The following is a 17,543-nucleotide window of genomic DNA, read 5'->3' on the forward strand; positions in this document are numbered from 1 at the left end:
TTAGAGTAGAGGAAAGGAAAAAGTCTATGTTTATATCAGAAATAGCTTCAACACCAGTAAAAAGTTACTTTTCACCATCTAAAACATCTGATTTGGCAGAAATTAGAAAAGCAATAGAAAAGCAAATTATAACGAATGTTCTAGCTCCTCTTTTGTTAGCTCAAAAAAGCAGTCTTCAAAGCAATTATGATACTCTTTTTACCGATGTCGCAAAGACTGTTCAGGAGAGTGTGAAAGTAGCTGCAGATCAGATAGATAGCTCGATGAAAGGGCAATTTTCTAAAAAAGTTGTAAGCGTTATAGACAACAGCAGTACGAAATTTGAAGAAATTTAGCGAGGAACTCTTTGGAATCTAATTTTTGTTTGGTCAGGAATTAGGTTCAAAGAGTTTTTTTTAAAACTAAGTCAGTCTGCCTAGCTACTATGTGATTTTGGTACTTGAGTTTTATAAAAAGTGGAATTTTGTGATAAAATAGGGGAGTCGGAGGATTTTTTTATGGCAAAACAAAGAAATGAAATTGAAGAAAAATATACTTGGGATTTGAGCACCATTTTCCCAACAGATGAAGCCTTTGAAGCCGAGTTGGCGCAGGTTTCAGAAGAAGTGAAGAAAGCAGCTAGTCTGGCTGGACATTTGCTGGATTCAGCGGACAGTCTCTTAACAACGACTGAAGTGCAACTGGACTTGATGCGTCATATTGAAAAGCTTTATTCTTATGCTCACATGAAGAATGACCAGGATACACGTGTAGCTAAGTACCAAGAGTATCAGGCGAAAGGCATGACTCTTTACAGCGATTTTGGTCAAAGCTTTGCCTTCTATGAGCCCGAATTTATGGCTATTACAGAAGAGCAGTACCAGGCTTTCTTGGCTGAGCAGCCAGCCCTGAAGCTGTATCAGCATTATTTTGACAAGCTTTTGAAAAAGAAAGCCCACATCTTAACACAGCGCGAAGAGGAGCTATTGGCCGGTGCTGGTGAAATCTTTGGCGCAGCGGGCGAAACCTTTGCTATTTTGGATAATGCGGATATCGTCTTTCCGATGGTGCATGACGAAGATGGAAATGAAGTTCAGCTCAGCCATGGTAACTATATTACCTTGGTCGAGTCTAAGAACCGAGAAGTCCGTAAGGAAGCTTACGAGGCTCTCTACAGCGTCTACGAGCAGTATCAGCATACCTATGCTAAAACTTTGCAGACCAATGTCAAGGTCCACAACTACAATGCGAAAGTCTGCAAGTTTTCATCTGCCCGTGAAGCGGCTTTGTCAGCTGACTTTATTCCAGAAAGTGTCTATGACAGCCTAGTTTCAGCTGTCAATAAGCATTTGCCTCTTTTGCAGCGTTATATCGCTTTGCGAGCGAAGATTTTAGGCATTTCTGACTTGAAGATGTATGATATGTACACACCTTTGTCAGAGACAGACTACAAGTTCACTTATGAGGAAGCCTTGGCTAAGTCTGAGGAAGTCCTGGCTATTTTGGGTGAGGATTATTTGAACCGAGTGAAGACAGCTTTTTCAGAGCGCTGGATTGATGTTCATGAAAATCAAGGCAAGCGATCAGGAGCATACTCAGGCGGGTCTTATGATACCAATGCCTTTATGTTGCTCAACTGGCAGGACACGCTGGATAATCTCTTTACCTTGGTGCACGAGACAGGCCACAGTATGCACTCCAGTTATACTCGTGAGACCCAGCCTTATGTCTATGGAGACTATTCTATCTTCCTAGCTGAGATTGCTTCAACGACCAATGAAAACATCCTAACAGAGAAGCTCTTGGAAGAAGTAGAAGATGATGCTACCCGCTTTGCTATCCTCAATCACTTCTTGGATGGCTTCCGAGGTACAGTCTTCCGTCAAACCCAGTTTGCTGAGTTTGAGCATGCTATCCACAAGGCTGACCAAGAAGGTCAAGTTTTGACCAGTGAGTTTCTCAATGAGCTCTATGCTGATTTAAACGAGAAATACTATGGATTGAAAAAAGAAGACAATCCGCAGATTCAGTACGAATGGGCTCGGATTCCTCATTTCTACTACGATTACTATGTTTTCCAATATTCGACAGGATTTTCAGCGGCTTCTGCCTTGGCTGAAAAGATTGTCCATGGCAGTCAGGAAGACAAGGACAAGTATTTGGACTATCTGAAAGCTGGGAACTCTGACTATCCACTCAATGTCATCAAGAAAGCAGGTGTGGATATGGAAAAAGAAGACTACCTAAATGCTGCTTTTGCTGTCTTTGAGCGTCGTCTGGATGAATTTGAAGCCTTGGTAGAAAAGTTGGGACTGGCATAAGATGGTCGAGACTTATAATCAAAACTCTAATCCCAATATGCGCCGTCCTGTGGTCAAAGAAGAAATTGTAGACTTTATGAGGCAGCGTCTCCAGCCAGTCACTGGTGGACTTAAGGAGCTGGAAGACTTTGCCAGAGCTGAAAATGTACCTGTGATTCCCCATGAGACTGTGGCTTACTTCCGCCTGCTACTCGAAAGCCTGCAGCCAGAGAAGATTTTAGAAATCGGGACGGCCATTGGTTTTTCGGCTCTTTTGATGGCTGAGCATGCGCCTCAGGCTCAGATTACAACCATTGACCGCAATCCAGAGATGATTGAGTTGGCCAAGGCTAATTTTGCCAAATATGACAGCCGTCAGCAGATCACTCTGCTGGAAGGTGATGCTATGGATCTGCTTGAGACACTGGAGGATTCCTACGACCTGGTCTTTATGGACTCTGCCAAGTCCAAGTATGTGGTCTTTCTGCCTCAGGTCCTCAAGCGCCTCAATCCCGGCGGTCTGATCCTCATTGATGATGTCTTTCAAGGTGGCGATGTTGCCATGCCTTTTGAGGAAATTAAGCGTGGCCAAAGGGCTATTTACCGAGGTTTGCATAGCCTGTTTGACGCAACTTTGGACAGTCCAGATCTGACTGCGAGTCTGCTTCCCTTGGGAGATGGACTGCTTATGATTAGAAAAAAATGACATCTCTGATTTTTCCTAATTTCCAAAAATTTTTAGTAAAATTTAAGATATCAATTCAAATTTGTGCTACAATAGAAAACGTGAACTTTTAAGAATAAGGAGTCAATATAAAATGAAGAAAAAAATATTTGCAGGAGCTGTGACACTCTTGTCAGTCGCTGTATTAGCAGCATGTTCCAACTCAGAAGGCAAGGACATCGTGACTATGAAAGGAAACACGATTACTGTCAATGAATTTTACGATCAAGTGAAGACTAATGGTGCAGCTCAGCAGGTCTTGCTGCAGATGGCTATTAAAGACATCTTTGAAGAAAAATACGGCAAAGATGTCAAAGACAAGGATGTTAAAGATGCTTTCGAAAAGTCTAAAACTGCTTACGGTACAGCTTTTGCCCAAGTCTTGGCTCAAAACGGATTGACTGAAGATGCCTACAAGGAGCAAATCCGTACCAATATGCTGGTAGAGTATGCCGTTAAGAAGGCTGCTGAAAAAGAGCTGACTGACGAAAACTACAAGGCTGCCTTTGAAAACTACACGCCAGAAGTAACAGCTCAAATCATCAAGGTTGCCAGCGAAGACAAAGGTAAGGAAGTTCTTGAAAAAGCTAAAGCAGAAGGAGCAGACTTCAGTCAAATCGCTAAGGAAAACTCTACCGATGCTGCCACTAAGGAAAAAGGCGGAGAAATCAAGTTTGACTCTGGCTCTACTGATGTTCCAGATGCTGTCAAAAAAGCTGCCTTTGCTTTGGAAGAAAATGGCGTTTCAGACCTTGTGACTGTGCCAGATTCACAGTACTCAGCAAGCTACTATATTGTTAAGCTGGTCAAGAAGTCAGAGAAATCTTCTAACTGGAAAGACTACAAAGATAAGCTGAAAAAGATTATCATTGCGCAAAAAGAAAAAGATACTAGCTTTATCCAAAGTGTTGTAGCTAAAGAGCTGAAAGATGCCAACATCAAGGTTAAGGACAGTGCTTTCCAATCTGTCTTTGCTCAGTATATTGAAACGACAGGCTCTTCAACTTCTTCATCAAGTGCTGCCAGCAGCTCAAAGACTTCTGAGTCCAGCTCAGCAGCTGAAAGCAGTTCGGCAGAAGCTTCATCATCAGCCGCAGAATAAGGTTGACGAAAAGACAATAAGCAAGTATAATAAGACTGGTGAGAATTGATTTTTCAAGTTCTTAGTTCAGAGAATTGGCGGTGCTGCGAGCCATCTGAGGCGGAGAATCATGCTACTCATCTAGCAAAATAGAATACGAAATGAGAATGACAAGTTCATTGAATGAAGGTGGTACCGCGGTTTTTCGCCCTTCGGACAAGGAACTTGTCTTTTATGTTGACTCTGGAGGTAACATAATGAAAACCTATCTTGTCAAACAGAAATTTCGCTTAGGCGGCGAACGCTTTGATATCAAGGACGATCGAGGAAATGTGGATTATCAAGTGGAGGGCTCTTTCTTCCAGATTCCTAAGACCTTTACTATCTATGATAGTCAGGGGCAAATCGTCAGTCAGATTACCAAGACCGTTCTAACCTTCCTGCCCCAGTTTGAAATCAAACTCAGCAGCGGGCATAGCTTTTATATTCGTCAAAAATTCACTATTTTGCGTGATAAGTATAAATTTGATAATTTGGGGCTACGGGTTGAAGGGAACATCTGGGATTTAAACTTTCGTCTGCTGGATGACAGCAATCAAGTCGTTGCAGAGATTACCAAGGAGCTCTTCCATCTAACCTCTACTTATCAGGTGAATGTCTATGAGGAGACTTATTCAGATTTGGTGATTTCCCTCTGTGTCGCTATTGATTATGTCGAAATGCTGGAAAGTTCGTCCTCATAATGCAATTTTTAGAAAAAATTTAAGGAGAAAAAACAAATGAAACAAATGTCAAGTGCTCAGGTTCGTCAAATGTGGCTGGATTTTTGGGCAACTAAGGATCATGCAGTAGAACCATCTGTCAGCTTGGTGCCGGTCAACGATCCAACCTTGCTCTGGATTAACTCTGGTGTAGCAACCCTCAAGAAATACTTTGACGGAACCATTATTCCAGAGAATCCTCGGATTACCAATGCTCAAAAGGCCATTCGGACCAATGATATTGAAAATGTTGGAAAAACTGCCCGCCACCATACCATGTTTGAAATGCTGGGCAATTTCTCTATCGGCGATTATTTTCGTGATGAAGCGATTGAGTGGGCTTACGAGCTTTTGACTAGCCCTGAGTGGTTTGATTTTCCCAAAGACAAGCTCTACATGACCTACTATCCAGATGACAAGGACTCTTACAACCGCTGGATTGCTATGGGCGTTGAGCCTAGTCATTTGATTCCGGTTGAGGATAATTTCTGGGAAATCGGTGCGGGACCTTCTGGACCAGATACAGAGATTTTCTTTGACCGGGGTGAGGCTTTTGATCCAGAAAATATCGGGGTTCGTCTCTTAGAAGAAGATATTGAGAACGACCGTTATATCGAAATCTGGAATATCGTCTTGTCACAATTCAATGCTGACCCTGCTGTACCGCGTAGCGAGTACAAGGAATTGCCACACAAGAACATTGATACGGGTGCTGGTTTGGAGCGTTTGGTCGCTGTTATCCAAGGGGCTAAGACCAACTTTGAGACCGACCTCTTCATGCCAATCATTCGTGAAGTAGAGAAACTGTCTGGCAAGGTCTATGACCAAGATGGCGACAATATGAGTTTCAAGGTGATTGCAGACCATATCCGCTCGCTCTCCTTTGCCATTGGTGATGGAGCTCTTCCTGGAAATGAAGGCCGTGGCTATGTGCTTCGCCGTCTTCTCCGCCGTGCTTCAATGCATGGTCAAAAGCTGGGCATCGAAGGGACTTTCCTTTACAAGCTGGTACCAACTGTGGGCAAGATTATGGAAAGCTACTATCCAGAAGTCCTTGAAAAGAAGGACTTTATCGAAAAGATTATCAAGAGTGAGGAAGAATCTTTTGCCCGCACCCTACACTCTGGTCAACACTTTGCCCAAGGCATCGTAGCAGACCTGAAAGAAAAAGGTCAGACAATCATCTCTGGTCAAGATGCCTTCAAACTCTACGATACTTACGGCTTCCCACTGGAGTTGACTGAGGAAATCGCTGAAGAAGCAGGCATGACTGTAGACCGTGCTGGCTTTGAATCCGCTATGAAAGAGCAGCAGGATCGGGCGCGTGCTTCTGTCGTCAAGGGCGGATCAATGGGCATGCAAAATGAAACCTTGCAGGCCATCACTGTAGAGAGTGTCTTTAACTACGAAGAAGAAGATCTGACAGCTGAACTCCTTGCTATTGTGGCGGATGATGCAGCAGTCGAATCTGTTGAAACAGGAACAGCTGCCCTCATCTTTGCAGAAACGCCATTCTACGCAGAAATGGGTGGTCAGGTGGCCGACCACGGTCAAATCTTTGATGCAGCAGGTAATCTGGTAGCGCAAGTGACGGATGTGCAAAAGGCACCAAATGGTCAGCCATTGCATACTGTAGAAGTTTTGGCACCTATAGCTCTGGGTCAAAGCTACAAACTGGAAATCGACCACAGCCGTCGCCACCGTGTGATGAAAAACCACACAGCGACTCACCTCTTACATGCAGCCTTGCATAATGTTCTTGGCAACCATGCAACCCAAGCTGGCTCTCTGAACGAAGTAGAATTCCTGCGCTTTGACTTTACGCATTTCCAAGCAGTGACAGCAGAAGAGTTGCGCGCTATTGAGCAAGAAGTCAATGAGAAAATCTGGGAAGCTCTTGCCATTGAGACAGTAGAGACAGATATTGACACGGCTAAGGAAATGGGTGCCATGGCGCTCTTTGGCGAAAAGTATGGTAAAGAAGTTCGTGTCGTAACCATCGGCGACTACTCTGTCGAGCTTTGCGGAGGAACTCACGTGGGCAATACTTCTGAAATTGGTATTTTCAAGATTGTCAAAGAAGAAGGTATCGGATCTGGAACTCGCCGTATCTTGGCAGTCACCAGCAAGGAAGCTTTTGAAGCCTACCGTGAGGAAGAAGAGGCGCTTAAGGCTATTGCAGCGACTCTCAAGGCACCGCAAATCAAGGAAGTGCCTCACAAGGTAGAAGCACTGCAAGAGCAGCTGCGTCAACTGCAAAAAGAGAATGCGGAGCTCAAGGAAAAAGCAGCAGCAGCGGCCTCTGGTGAGGTCTTCAAGAATGTTCAAGAAGCAAATGGACATAGCTTTATCGCTAGTCAGGTCTCTGTTTCTGATGCAGGTGCCTTGCGTACCTTTGCGGATACTTGGAAGCAGAAAGACTATTCAGATGTTCTCGTACTGGTAGCAGCAATTGGTGACAAGGTCAATGTCCTTGCAGCCAGCAAGACTAAGGACGTACATGCTGGTAATCTGATTAAGGAATTGGCACCGATTGTAGATGGTCGAGGCGGCGGTAAGCCAGACATGGCTATGGCCGGCGGCAGCAAGCAATCAGCTATTCCAGACCTGCTAGCAGCAGTTGCTGAGAAGTTGTAATATTAGATAACAGATAGATGAAAAGGTCTGCTCTTTGGGCGGATCTTTTTCTGTGCTCTCAGCTCTCTTACTTCTCTATATGAGAAGCAAATAGGCCGCTTTTCGGCAAGAAAGTATGAATTATTTTAGAATAAATAATGATATTTTCAAAAATATTGCATAAAAATACAGAAAATACTTGACAAAGGGAAAATATACGAGTAAAATAAAACGCATATTTATACGGAGGTGTTTTAAAAATATGCGTATTTCGATTGTAGGAATTACTGGTTACTCAGGAATGGAACTCCTCCGTATTTTATTGCAGCATCCGCAGGCGGAAGTCGTTTCTCTTCATGCCAGCCAAGATATGGAGTCTCCTGTGTCAGAGCTTTATCCCCATTTGAAGGAGATTTGCGACCTGAAAATAGAAGCTTTTGACAGTCAGGAAATAATGCGACGAGCAGATCTTGTTTTCTTTGCAACGTCAAGCGGAGTGGCTAAAGATTTGTCAAAAGATTTTGTAGAAGCAGGATTTCCAGTCATTGACCTATCTGGTGATTATCGTTTACCAGGGAATATTTATAAAAAATGGTATCAGAAAGAGCCAGCAGAAAACCATGTTCAAAAAGAGTTTATTTATGGACTGTCTGAGTTTACAGATGTTAAAGGGAAGCGATTTATTGCCAATCCTGGTTGTTATGCGACGGCTACAGAGTTGGCTTTGATTCCCTTGCTGCAGGCTCAGGCTATTGAGCTGGACTCCATTATTGTTGATGCCAAGAGCGGTTTGACAGGGGCGGGGAAAAATCCAGCCGCATCCAGCCATTTTGTCCATGTGCACGATAACTATGTGACTTACAAGTTAAATCAGCATCAGCATATTCCGGAGATTGTGCAACAGTTGCAGCGTTTTGATAAGAGATTGCAGCAGATTCAGTTTTCAACTTCCCTCATTCCGCTCAATCGTGGCATCGTAGCGACGGTTTACAGCAAGTTAAAAGAACCTTTGACTAGGGAAAAACTGATTGCTATTTATCAGGAATGCTATCAGGACAAGCCTTTTGTCCGTATCCAAGCTGCTCTGCCGAGTCTGCACCAGGTTGTTGGTACTAATTATACAGATATTGGTTTTGACTATAATCCTGTGACAAATATTTTAACTGTCGTAGCTGTGCTGGATAACCTGATTAAGGGGGCTGCTGGTCAGGCAGTTCAAAATATGAATCTGATGCTGGGCTTCCCTGAAACAGATGGTTTGCTCAGTCAACCGTCCTATGTCTAGATGAGAAAGGGTTAGATATGAAAACTATTGATGGAACGATTGCCAGCCCGCTAGGCTTTTCGGCTGACGGTTTACACGCTGGCTTTAAGAAAAAGAAGTTGGATTTTGGCTGGATTGTATCAGAAGTACCGGCCAGTGTGGCTGGAGTCTATACGACCAATAAAGTCATTGCTGCTCCGCTTCTAGTGACCAAAGCCTCAATCCAAAAGAGCCAAAAATTGCAAGCAATAGTAGTTAATTCTGGTATTGCCAATTCCTGTACAGGACAGCAGGGACTGGATGCTGCCTATGAGATGCAGCGATTGACTGCTCAAAAGCTGAAGATTGAGCCCGACTTGGTAGGTCTGGCTTCTACAGGAGTCATCGGCGAGCAGCTTCCAATGGATGCTTTGAAAAATGGTCTTTCTCGGATTCTGGTGAGTGGTAAGGCAGAAGATTTTGCTGAGGCTATCTTGACGACAGATACTTGTACCAAGACCTGTGTAGTCACAGAAGAGTTTGGCTCAGATCTGGTGACGATGGCGGGAGTGGCCAAGGGATCGGGCATGATTCATCCGAATATGGCAACTATGCTGGCCTTTATCACCTGTGATGCTAATATTTCAAGCGCTACCTTGCAAGCGGCTCTCAGCCAGCATGTTGAGACGACTTTCAACCAAATCACGGTGGATGGAGATACATCGACCAATGACATGGTATTAGTCATGGCAAATGGCTGCCGACAAAACGAAGAAATTCTACCAGATACGGAAGAATTTGAAAAGTTTTCTAAGATGCTTCGCTATCTTATGGCTGACTTGGCTAAGAAAATTGCTAAGGATGGCGAAGGAGCAACCAAACTGATTGAAGTTAATATGCGGCACGCTAAGGATGAACAGAGCGGCCGTATGATTGCCAAGAGTGTTGTTGGCTCTAGCTTGGTTAAAACTGCCATTTTTGGTCAAGATCCCAATTGGGGCCGAATCTTAGCAGCTATCGGCTATGCGGGAGCAGATGTCTCAGTGGACAATATTGATATTTGGATTGAGGGGATTCCAGTCATGCAGGCTTCAAGCCCTGTGGCTTTTGACCCCGAGGAGACGAGTGATGCCATGGCTGGGGAGCTGCTGACCTTGACCATTGACCTACACGATGGGGACGCTGAAGCTCAGGCCTGGGGCTGCGATCTATCCTATGATTATGTGAAAATCAATGCCCTCTATAGAACCTAAGGAGAAATGCAATGAAAGATGTGATTGTTATAAAAATTGGCGGTGTTGCTGCGCAAAAGCTGTCTGATAAGTTTATCAAGCAAATGCAAGCATGGATCGCAGCTGGTAAGAAAATCGTGGTCGTTCATGGGGGCGGTCTGGTCATAAACCAACTTATGAAAGAGCGCCAGCTGCCTACTCGCAAGGTTAAGGGGTTGCGGGTGACAGCTAAGTCTGACTTACCCATCATTGAGCAGGCCTTGCTAGGTCAAGTCGGCCGGACGCTGGCACAAGAACTGAATGATTCAGATATTGAAAGCCTTCAGTTGATTTCACGCTTGGGAAAGACAGTTTCGGCAGATTTTATCGATAAAGAGCTCTATGGCTATGTCGGTCAGGTGACGGCCATTCAAACTGCTTATCTAGAGCAGCTGCTGGATGCGGACATGGTCCCAGTATTGGCTTCGCTAGGGGAAAATGCAGCTGGTGAGCTCTTAAATATCAATGCAGACTATTTGGCTGCGGCAGTTGCTAGCAGCTTGCAGGCAGAGAAGCTGATCCTGATGACAGATATAGAAGGAGTTTTAGAGGATAAAAAAGTCCTGCCTCAGCTTCTGACCAGTCAGGTGTCCAAGAAGATTCAGACAGGTGTCATCAAGGGCGGCATGATTCCTAAGATCGAGAGTGCTGTTCAGACTGTGCTTTCCGGTGTCGGACAGGTTCTGATTGGCGATAATCTTTTGACGGGCACCTTGATAGCAGAGGGATAACGATGACTTATTTATTTGAAAACTACAAGCGGGCGCCTATTGAGTTTGTTAAAGCAGAGGGCTCCTATCTGATTGACAGTGAGGGAAAGGCTTATTTGGACTTTTCATCGGGTATTGGTGTAACCAATCTTGGCTTTCACCCGCAGGTCCAGCAGGCTTTGATCCAGCAAGCAGGGCGCATCTGGCACAGTCCCAATCTCTATCTTAGCTCTCTGCAAGAACAGGTGGCTCAGGAACTGGCAGGTTCTTATGATTATTTGGCTTTTTTCTGCAATAGCGGTGCAGAAGCCAATGAAGCAGCTATTAAGCTAGCCCGCAAAGCTACTGGCAAGCAAGGTATTGTCACTTTTCAGCAATCCTTTCATGGTCGGACCTTTGGCGCTATGGCCGCAACAGGACAGGATAAGATTAAGGAAGGATTTGGTGATGGGGTGCCCCATTTCAGCTATGCGGTTTACAATGATTTGGCCAGCGTAGAAGACTTGGTCAATCAGGATACGGCAGCTGTCATGCTGGAATTGGTCCAAGGAGAATCAGGAGTTCGTCCAGCAGAAGCAGCCTTTGTCAAAGACTTGGCAGATTTTTGCCAACGAGAGGGGATTTTACTGATTGTTGATGAGGTACAGACAGGTATGGGGCGCACGGGTCAGCTTTATTCCTTTGAGCACTATGGGATTATACCGGATATTGTGACACTGGCTAAGGGGCTGGCCAATGGCCTGCCCGCAGGCGCTCTATTAGGAAAATCCAGCTTGGCTCCTGCTTTTGGACCTGGCAGTCATGGCTCTACCTTTGGTGGCAATAGATTAGCCATGGCAGCCGCCTTGGAGACCTTGCATACCATGAAAGAGGCAGGCTTTATGGAAGAAGTCAGGTCTAAGAGTGCCATCTTACTGGAGCAGCTGCAGTTTGCTTTTCAGGACCATCCAAAGATTTCTGCTGTTCGAGGCCTGGGCATGATGATTGGGATTGAAACAAGTATTAGCCTGTCAAAGATTGTTGAAGCCGCTCGTCAGAAGGGCTTGATTATCCTGACAGCCGGAGAAAATGTTATCCGTCTCCTGCCACCATTGACTATCAGCAGGGAGGAAATCCAGCAGGGGATTGCTGTTTTAAAAGAAGTATTTTCAGAAATTGATGAATAAAGGAAAAGGATTCAGTTTGAGCTGGATTCTTTTTTGTCTATGATAATAGTGTTTTTGACAATGATTATTATTTTTTTGACAAAGATACTTGTCAAAAAGAAAAGAATCTGTTACAATACTTTTGAACAGAAAATGGAGGGACGCTTATGAATGCATTCTTATGGTTCTTGCTTCCGATGACTTTTATGGTTTTTATCTTTGGGCTTGATTCTTCCAATAAGCTAAAACGGATGCAGGGACGGATAAAGTCTTTAGAAAGAAAAAGAAAGGGGAACAAAACAATGTCACAATTTTTAAAAGAAATGATTGGAAAGAAGCCGACAATTATGAGCGAGTCAATTGGAACCAATAACTGGCTGGTAAACTGGCTGGTAGTGGATGTGGATGAAGAATGGGTCAAGCTGAGCATGACAGATAAAAAAGGTCAGACCAAGACCAAGCTGATTCGTATTGAAGACATTCGGTCTATCGAGCTTTAGGAGAAGTGGAGGATTTTAATGAAATTAAGAAATCGACTCAAGGAGTTGAGGGCGCGTGACGGTCTCAACCAGACAGAACTGGCTAGGCTGGCCGGTGTTTCCAGGCAGACAATCAGCCTTATAGAGAGAGGCGAATATACCCCATCGATTGTGATTGCCCTTAAGATTGCCCATATTTTCAATGAAAATGTTGAGAATATCTTTCGGCTGGTGGAGGAGGAAGCAGAATGAAGAGACGATTAGAATTCATTTCAAGAGGAGCTAAAACAGTCCTTCAGTCTCAGCATTCTTGTATCATCTATTGTAAAAAAATAAAGGAGAAGAAGTCGTGAAAGAGCAAAAACGTATATCTACACCGAAAAGAGTTTTATATAATGTCCTTATATTGCTAGCTGGAGCTTTAATAGGTGGTCTGTCTATTTTGTTTTCGGAAACTGGTCTGCTAAAAAGCATCAGTTGGTCGACTATTTTTTCTGTTCAACTGCTGCGCCAGCTAGGTAGGGCCAGCCTTATCCTCCTCTATCCATTGGTCTTTTTCTTGATTTATCGGACTCGTAAATACAATGAAGCCTATGAAAAAGAAGCAGATGAGGATAAGAATTATGAATGGTACCGGCTAACCTTTAAAAATCTGGAATATGCGACTATTGTCTTTAATATCAGCAGTGCTATCGTTCTTTTTACGATTTTAGTTGGAGGTGTTTTTATTGGAAATATCACTAATCATAAGAGCCCTCTTCAGTGGAGTCTTATAGATTATGCGATTGCCTTTCTTTATATTATTTTGCAAGTTTTCTTTTTAAAGACAGTTCAGAAGGTGCGGCACTATAAGCTATCAGCCTTTCCGACTACTGAGGAAATAAAAGAATTTGCCCTCTCTTATGATGAGTCAGAGCTGCAAGCCAATTATGAACAGTGCTATCTCATTCTCTTCAATGTAAATCAGAGACTTCTGCCAGCCCTCTATGTCATTTTAGGGATAGTGGGAACTTTCACACCTCTCAATGTTGTTTCTGGCTTTGTCGTCATCGTGGTAATCCATATTTATATCAATCTTATGTATTATCCAATGGTAAGAAAATATTTCAAATAAGCTTATTTCCCGATGAAAGGCGGAAATTATGAAACTACTGAAAGAACTTGATTTTATCCATAATAAAAAGGTCAATCTGGCTCTGAATATAACGGCTGTATTGCTAATCTTCCCTTTTCTAGCCCTCTTTACCTGGATTGCTATTCTAATGTATGGCAAGGGCAGCGAAGTTTTTCATTTCTTTGACTTATTCTACCTCCTTGTTCTAATGGTCATCCATGAGCTGATCCACGGCTTTTTCTTCAAGGTCTTGGGGGATGAAAATACCAAGGTCAAGTTTGGTTTTAAGAGCGGCATGGCCTATGCGACCAGCCCAGGCAGTCGTTACAGTCGGAAAAGGATGCTCGTCATTATTCTGGCACCTTTCTTTCTGATTAGCCTAGCCCTGACCTTGATCTATGGCTTGCATATTCTGACTGCGGCTTCTTATATCGTCCTTGCTAGCTTCCATGCAGCCGGCTGTGCAGGAGATTTTTTCCTTGCTGCCGCTATTCTCCGGCAGAAAGGGGAAATCGCTGTTGAGGATACGGAGGTCGGAATCAATATTTATCAAAAGGAGAATACAAAATGAACAACTTCAAATCAATTGCTTTAGGACTTGTAAAATGGTTAGGCTTAATTGCTCTTAGCCTCCTTATAAATGCTGCTCCGATGCTATTCTTAAGGCACGGGAAGAATTTACCTATTTATGCAGAAATCTTATTGGTAGCCTTGTATCTGATTTTAGTTTTCCTGATTTTCCGTAGCTTATGGCGGCGATATCAGAAGCGTGTGTCTGAAGAAAAGAAAAAATTCAAACTGTCTGGTAAGGACATCGGTTTTGCTTTTCTATTCTTTTTCCTTGCCAGAGTGGCTGCTATTGTTGGTGTTTATCTTAATCTCATCCTGAGCGGCAATTCCTCAACCACTAATGACAGCGCCATACAAGGGCTGGGGGGAATGATGTCTTCGCAGCATATCTTTTTTGCCTTGCTCTTTGTTGCAACGATTGCTTTTATCGCTCCTATCATGGAAGAATTAATTTTCCGCGGTTTTGGGACTGCCTTCTTTTTCAAAAATAATCAAAAAGTTTTGCCTGCTATTGTGACTTCTGTGGTCTTCACTCTGCCTCATATCACCCAATTGACAGAGTTCCCAATTTATTTTGCACTTGGACTGGTTCTTTATTTGTCCTATGCTCGTCGGGGGAATATAAAAGATTCCATGTTGGTGCATATCCTGAACAATCTCCCCATGGCTATAATACTGCTGCTAGCTATGTTTAAGTAAATCAATCTATAAGGAATCACTATGAAATTAAAAACTTTCTTTACTAATTTTGGCCTTTATATTCTTGTCCTCTTATCCTATTTTTATATCTTTTCGGCTATAGTTGTCTTCACTATAGGTTCCCTGACAGGAGGACTTTCTCAATTATTGATTTTGCTGATTTTTGTCATACTTGCGAGTCTCTATTCTTTTGCCATGTGGAAATGGTACCAGAAAGATTTGAAACTGGAAATCAAAAATACCAAGCTGACCAGCTCTATCTGGCTTCCCAGCGTTCTCTTGCTTGCTTTTATCATCTTCCAGCAGCTCGTTCCTATTGAATCTTCTGCCAATCAGAACACTGCTGTACAGTTGATTCAGCAGCAGCCAGCTTTTGCCTTCCTATACATGGTAATCTTTGCTCCTATTCTTGAAGAGTTGCTGACGCGAGGATTTTTGGCTAAGTTTCTCTTTCCCGACCAAAATAGCTTGGCGAAAATCCTGCTCTATTTAACTGTATCTGCCAGCTTTTTCTCTCTTCTGCACATGCCGGGCAATCTAGTTCAGTTTCTGGTCTACTTCATCTTGGGAGCAATTTTCGGCCTAGGCTATCTATATAAAAAGGACCTGCGCTACTCAATGGGCCTACATTTGGCCAATAATCTCATTGCCTTTGTTCTCATTGTCTTCTTTTAATAGAAAAACTAAATATAAGACAGCACTTCTAAAATTAGGCAGAAAAGTCTAATGGCAGAGGTGTTTTTCTGTGAAATCAATTCGAAATACCAAGTTGATTTTCTTCTGCATAGAAAAGTCATAGTTTCAAATATTTGTGAAAGTGTTTTCCAGATGGTATAATGAGCTATCAAATGAAAAGAGGTTTCCTTATGTCTAAAGTCCTATTGATTGTCAACCCTAGCTCGGGAGGTGAAAAAGCCAAGTCCTATGAAGACTTGGCAAGAGAAAAACTGGCAGAATGTTTTGATGAGGTAGTGGTTAAGCATACTGAAAAAGGCGGAGACGCAGCAGCTTTTGCTAAGCAAGCCGCAGAAGACCATTATGATAGCGTCTTTGTCATGGGTGGCGATGGAACAGTCAATGAAGGAATCAGCGGTCTGGCTGAACTAGACTATCGTCCGACCTTTGGCTTCTTTCCACTAGGTACGGTCAATGACTTGGCGCGTGCTCTCGACATTCCCCTGGACGCTGAAGAAGCCATCCAAAATCTCGATATCAGCAAAGTCAAGCCGCTTGATATCGGCAAGATTAATGACCAGTATTTTATGAATGTGGTTGCCATTGGAACCATTCCAGAGTCGATTAACAACGTAGATTCTGAAGACAAGACCAAGTGGGGCAAGTTTGCCTACTTTATCTCTGGTTTCAAGCAGTTGATGGATACTAGTTTTTACGAATTTCACTTAAAGATTGATGGAGAAGAGCGTACGATAAAGAGCAGCACACTCTTGATTGGCTCTACCAACTCAATCGGAGGTTTCGAGAGCATTCTCCCTGAAGCTACTGTCAATGATGGCTTGCTTCATCTTTTGTATCTTAAGGATAAAAACCTCTTGGACACCTTGGTTTCTGTGCCGGATTTGATTTCAGGCAATGGAGAAGAAAGTGATAATATCGAGTATCTGACCTTTAAGGAAATCACAGTTGAGTTGGCTGATGACAAGGCAGAGCTCAGCGTCAACGTTGACGGAGATGAGGGCGACCAATTGCCAGTAACGATTCGTGTCTTACCATCTCACTTGAATGTGTATTACTAATTATTTTGGGAAGTTCAGAAAAGCTAGATGATATTTACTTTCTCTGTTCTCCTTACTAGTTTAGACTACAAAACCCCTCTTTCCGTAATTTGGAAAGAGGGGTTCTTCGTCTTATAAACCGTAATTATAGTCGTCGTCCTGCATGGCTTCAACTTCGCCCAGTAGGTAGCCGTTACCTACTTGGGAGAAGAAGTCATGGTTGGAAGTACCAGTTGAAATACCGTTCATGACGATAGGGTTGACATCGTCCGCTGAGTCTGGGAAGAGTGGATCTTGTCCCAGATTCATCAGAGCCTTGTTGGCATTGTAGCGCAGGAAGGTCTTGACCTCTTCGGTCCAGCCGACTGTGTCATACAGGCTTTCAGTGTAGCCTTCTTCATTTTCATAGAGGGTGTAGAGCAGGTCGTACATCCATTCTTTGAGTTTTTCTTGCTCGTCTTCTGGCAATTCGTTAAAAGCTAGCTGGAACTTATAGCCGATATAGGTTCCATGGACAGACTCGTCACGGATAATCAGCTTGATAATTTCAGCAACGTTAGCCAGCTTGTTATTACCCAGATAGTAGAGCGGAGTAAAGAAACCAGAGTAAAAGAGGAATGTTTCCAAGAAAACGCTGGCTATTTTCTTTTCCAGAGCTGTACCGTTCAGGTAAATTTCGTTGATAATCTCAGCTTTCTTTTGCAAGTATGGATTGGTGTTGGTCCAGGCAAAGATTTCATCGATTTCTGACTTGGTGTTAAGCGTAGAAAAGATAGAAGAGTAGGACTTGGCGTGAACGGACTCCATAAATTGGATGTTGTTGAAGACAGCTTCTTCGTGAGCAGTGCGGACATCCTTACGCAGGGCATCCACACCAGACTCAGACTGGAGGGTATCCAGCAGCGTCAGGCCGCCGAAGACCTTGCCGACCAGGTCTTTTTCCTTGTGGGATAGCTTTCTCCAGTCATCCAGGTCATTGGATAGGGGAATCCGTGTATCCAGCCAGAATTGCTCAGTCAGTTTTTCCCAGGTGGACTTATCGATGACATCTTCAATAGCGTTCCAGTTAATGGCTTTGTAGTAAGTTTGCATTCTTTCTCCTTTAGTAGATGGTACGA

18 protein-coding genes are annotated in these 17,543 nt (G+C 43.5%); 17 read left to right on the forward strand and 1 reads right to left on the reverse strand.

Annotated features, from left to right (window positions below):
- The first annotated feature begins 26 nt into the window (after positions 1 to 26).
- The 17 genes from RG608_RS04530 to RG608_RS04610 all read left to right on the forward strand — a co-directional run bounded on the left by RG608_RS04530 (position 27) and on the right by RG608_RS04610 (position 16,446).
- Complete coding sequence (locus tag RG608_RS04530) at positions 27 to 335, forward strand: hypothetical protein (protein WP_002929842.1); 309 nt, start codon at positions 27 to 29, stop codon at positions 333 to 335.
- Positions 336 to 497: 162 nt separating this feature from the next.
- Positions 498 to 2,300: an oligoendopeptidase F gene (pepF, locus tag RG608_RS04535; RefSeq protein ID WP_308946593.1), complete on the forward strand. Its 1,803-nt coding sequence runs from the start codon at positions 498 to 500 to the stop codon at positions 2,298 to 2,300.
- Between the two features lies 1 nt (position 2,301).
- On the forward strand, positions 2,302 to 2,985 hold the full coding sequence (locus tag RG608_RS04540; RefSeq protein ID WP_268686429.1) for an O-methyltransferase: 684 nt from the start codon (positions 2,302 to 2,304) through the stop codon (positions 2,983 to 2,985).
- 112 nt (positions 2,986 to 3,097) lie between these two features.
- Positions 3,098 to 4,105 (forward strand): peptidylprolyl isomerase PrsA, encoded by a 1,008-nt coding sequence (prsA, locus tag RG608_RS04545; protein ID WP_268686430.1) that lies wholly within the window; start codon positions 3,098 to 3,100, stop codon positions 4,103 to 4,105.
- Positions 4,106 to 4,245: 140 nt separating this feature from the next.
- A complete protein-coding gene (locus tag RG608_RS04550) occupies positions 4,246 to 4,827 on the forward strand; it encodes an LURP-one-related/scramblase family protein (RefSeq protein WP_268686431.1) in 582 nt (193 codons plus the stop codon).
- Positions 4,828 to 4,863: 36 nt separating this feature from the next.
- Complete coding sequence (gene alaS, locus RG608_RS04555; protein ID WP_308946594.1) at positions 4,864 to 7,482, forward strand: alanine--tRNA ligase; 2,619 nt, start codon at positions 4,864 to 4,866, stop codon at positions 7,480 to 7,482.
- Between the two features lie 241 nt (positions 7,483 to 7,723).
- On the forward strand, positions 7,724 to 8,746 hold the full coding sequence (gene argC / locus RG608_RS04560; protein WP_268686433.1) for an N-acetyl-gamma-glutamyl-phosphate reductase: 1,023 nt from the start codon (positions 7,724 to 7,726) through the stop codon (positions 8,744 to 8,746).
- A gap of 17 nt (positions 8,747 to 8,763) precedes the next feature.
- On the forward strand, positions 8,764 to 9,957 hold the full coding sequence (gene argJ / locus RG608_RS04565; protein ID WP_268686434.1) for a bifunctional glutamate N-acetyltransferase/amino-acid acetyltransferase ArgJ: 1,194 nt from the start codon (positions 8,764 to 8,766) through the stop codon (positions 9,955 to 9,957).
- An 11-nt stretch (positions 9,958 to 9,968) separates the two neighbouring features.
- Positions 9,969 to 10,706, forward strand: coding sequence for an acetylglutamate kinase (gene argB / locus RG608_RS04570; protein ID WP_308946595.1), 738 nt, complete (start codon positions 9,969 to 9,971; stop codon positions 10,704 to 10,706).
- 2 nt (positions 10,707 to 10,708) lie between these two features.
- Positions 10,709 to 11,851, forward strand: a complete 1,143-nt coding sequence (locus tag RG608_RS04575; RefSeq protein ID WP_268686436.1) for an acetylornithine transaminase — start codon at positions 10,709 to 10,711, stop codon at positions 11,849 to 11,851.
- Between the two features lie 146 nt (positions 11,852 to 11,997).
- Positions 11,998 to 12,330, forward strand: a complete 333-nt coding sequence (locus RG608_RS04580; protein WP_308946596.1) for a hypothetical protein — start codon at positions 11,998 to 12,000, stop codon at positions 12,328 to 12,330.
- Between the two features lie 18 nt (positions 12,331 to 12,348).
- Complete coding sequence (locus RG608_RS04585; RefSeq protein ID WP_268686437.1) at positions 12,349 to 12,561, forward strand: helix-turn-helix transcriptional regulator; 213 nt, start codon at positions 12,349 to 12,351, stop codon at positions 12,559 to 12,561.
- 97 nt (positions 12,562 to 12,658) lie between these two features.
- Positions 12,659 to 13,423, forward strand: a complete 765-nt coding sequence (locus tag RG608_RS04590; RefSeq protein ID WP_268686438.1) for a DUF3169 family protein — start codon at positions 12,659 to 12,661, stop codon at positions 13,421 to 13,423.
- Positions 13,424 to 13,451: 28 nt separating this feature from the next.
- Positions 13,452 to 13,994: a DUF3267 domain-containing protein gene (locus tag RG608_RS04595; RefSeq protein WP_268686439.1), complete on the forward strand. Its 543-nt coding sequence runs from the start codon at positions 13,452 to 13,454 to the stop codon at positions 13,992 to 13,994.
- Positions 13,991 to 14,692, forward strand: coding sequence for a CPBP family intramembrane glutamic endopeptidase (locus tag RG608_RS04600; protein WP_268686440.1), 702 nt, complete (start codon positions 13,991 to 13,993; stop codon positions 14,690 to 14,692). Before RG608_RS04595 ends, RG608_RS04600 begins: the two co-directional genes overlap by 4 nt.
- A gap of 21 nt (positions 14,693 to 14,713) precedes the next feature.
- The gene (locus RG608_RS04605) at positions 14,714 to 15,367 is read left to right on the forward strand and encodes a type II CAAX endopeptidase family protein (protein ID WP_308946597.1); all 654 of its coding nucleotides are present in this window, start codon (positions 14,714 to 14,716) and stop codon (positions 15,365 to 15,367) included.
- 161 nt (positions 15,368 to 15,528) lie between these two features.
- Positions 15,529 to 16,446: a diacylglycerol kinase family protein gene (locus RG608_RS04610; protein ID WP_268686441.1), complete on the forward strand. Its 918-nt coding sequence runs from the start codon at positions 15,529 to 15,531 to the stop codon at positions 16,444 to 16,446.
- A 111-nt stretch (positions 16,447 to 16,557) separates the two neighbouring features.
- On the opposite strand, the gene nrdF is transcribed toward RG608_RS04610, so the two are convergent.
- Positions 16,558 to 17,517: a class 1b ribonucleoside-diphosphate reductase subunit beta gene (gene nrdF / locus RG608_RS04615; protein WP_002896021.1), complete on the reverse strand. Its 960-nt coding sequence runs from the start codon at positions 17,515 to 17,517 to the stop codon at positions 16,558 to 16,560.
- Positions 17,518 to 17,543 lie beyond the last annotated feature (26 nt).

The organism is Streptococcus sp. IsoGale022 (genome assembly GCF_031142805.1).
In the GTDB taxonomy this organism is placed as follows: domain Bacteria; phylum Bacillota; class Bacilli; order Lactobacillales; family Streptococcaceae; genus Streptococcus; species Streptococcus sanguinis_A.

Excerpts from the sequence above, each read along its gene's own strand:
- RG608_RS04575 (WP_268686436.1), top strand. The coding sequence starts at position 10,709 with ATGACTTATTTATTTGAAAACTACAAGCGGGCGCCTATTGAGTTTGTT.
- nrdF (WP_002896021.1), bottom strand. The coding sequence starts at position 17,517 with ATGCAAACTTACTACAAAGCCATTAACTGGAACGCTATTGAAGATGTC.
- RG608_RS04550 (WP_268686431.1), top strand. The coding sequence starts at position 4,246 with ATGAGAATGACAAGTTCATTGAATGAAGGTGGTACCGCGGTTTTTCGC.
- prsA (WP_268686430.1), top strand. The coding sequence starts at position 3,098 with ATGAAGAAAAAAATATTTGCAGGAGCTGTGACACTCTTGTCAGTCGCT.
- RG608_RS04610 (WP_268686441.1), top strand. The coding sequence starts at position 15,529 with ATGAGCTATCAAATGAAAAGAGGTTTCCTTATGTCTAAAGTCCTATTG.
- argC (WP_268686433.1), top strand. The coding sequence starts at position 7,724 with ATGCGTATTTCGATTGTAGGAATTACTGGTTACTCAGGAATGGAACTC.
- argB (WP_308946595.1), top strand. The coding sequence starts at position 9,969 with ATGAAAGATGTGATTGTTATAAAAATTGGCGGTGTTGCTGCGCAAAAG.
- RG608_RS04580 (WP_308946596.1), top strand. The coding sequence starts at position 11,998 with ATGAATGCATTCTTATGGTTCTTGCTTCCGATGACTTTTATGGTTTTT.
- alaS (WP_308946594.1), top strand. The coding sequence starts at position 4,864 with ATGAAACAAATGTCAAGTGCTCAGGTTCGTCAAATGTGGCTGGATTTT.
- RG608_RS04585 (WP_268686437.1), top strand. The coding sequence starts at position 12,349 with ATGAAATTAAGAAATCGACTCAAGGAGTTGAGGGCGCGTGACGGTCTC.
- RG608_RS04595 (WP_268686439.1), top strand. The coding sequence starts at position 13,452 with ATGAAACTACTGAAAGAACTTGATTTTATCCATAATAAAAAGGTCAAT.
- RG608_RS04530 (WP_002929842.1), top strand. The coding sequence starts at position 27 with ATGTTTATATCAGAAATAGCTTCAACACCAGTAAAAAGTTACTTTTCA.
- RG608_RS04600 (WP_268686440.1), top strand. The coding sequence starts at position 13,991 with ATGAACAACTTCAAATCAATTGCTTTAGGACTTGTAAAATGGTTAGGC.
- RG608_RS04540 (WP_268686429.1), top strand. The coding sequence starts at position 2,302 with ATGGTCGAGACTTATAATCAAAACTCTAATCCCAATATGCGCCGTCCT.
- pepF (WP_308946593.1), top strand. The coding sequence starts at position 498 with ATGGCAAAACAAAGAAATGAAATTGAAGAAAAATATACTTGGGATTTG.
- RG608_RS04605 (WP_308946597.1), top strand. The coding sequence starts at position 14,714 with ATGAAATTAAAAACTTTCTTTACTAATTTTGGCCTTTATATTCTTGTC.
- argJ (WP_268686434.1), top strand. The coding sequence starts at position 8,764 with ATGAAAACTATTGATGGAACGATTGCCAGCCCGCTAGGCTTTTCGGCT.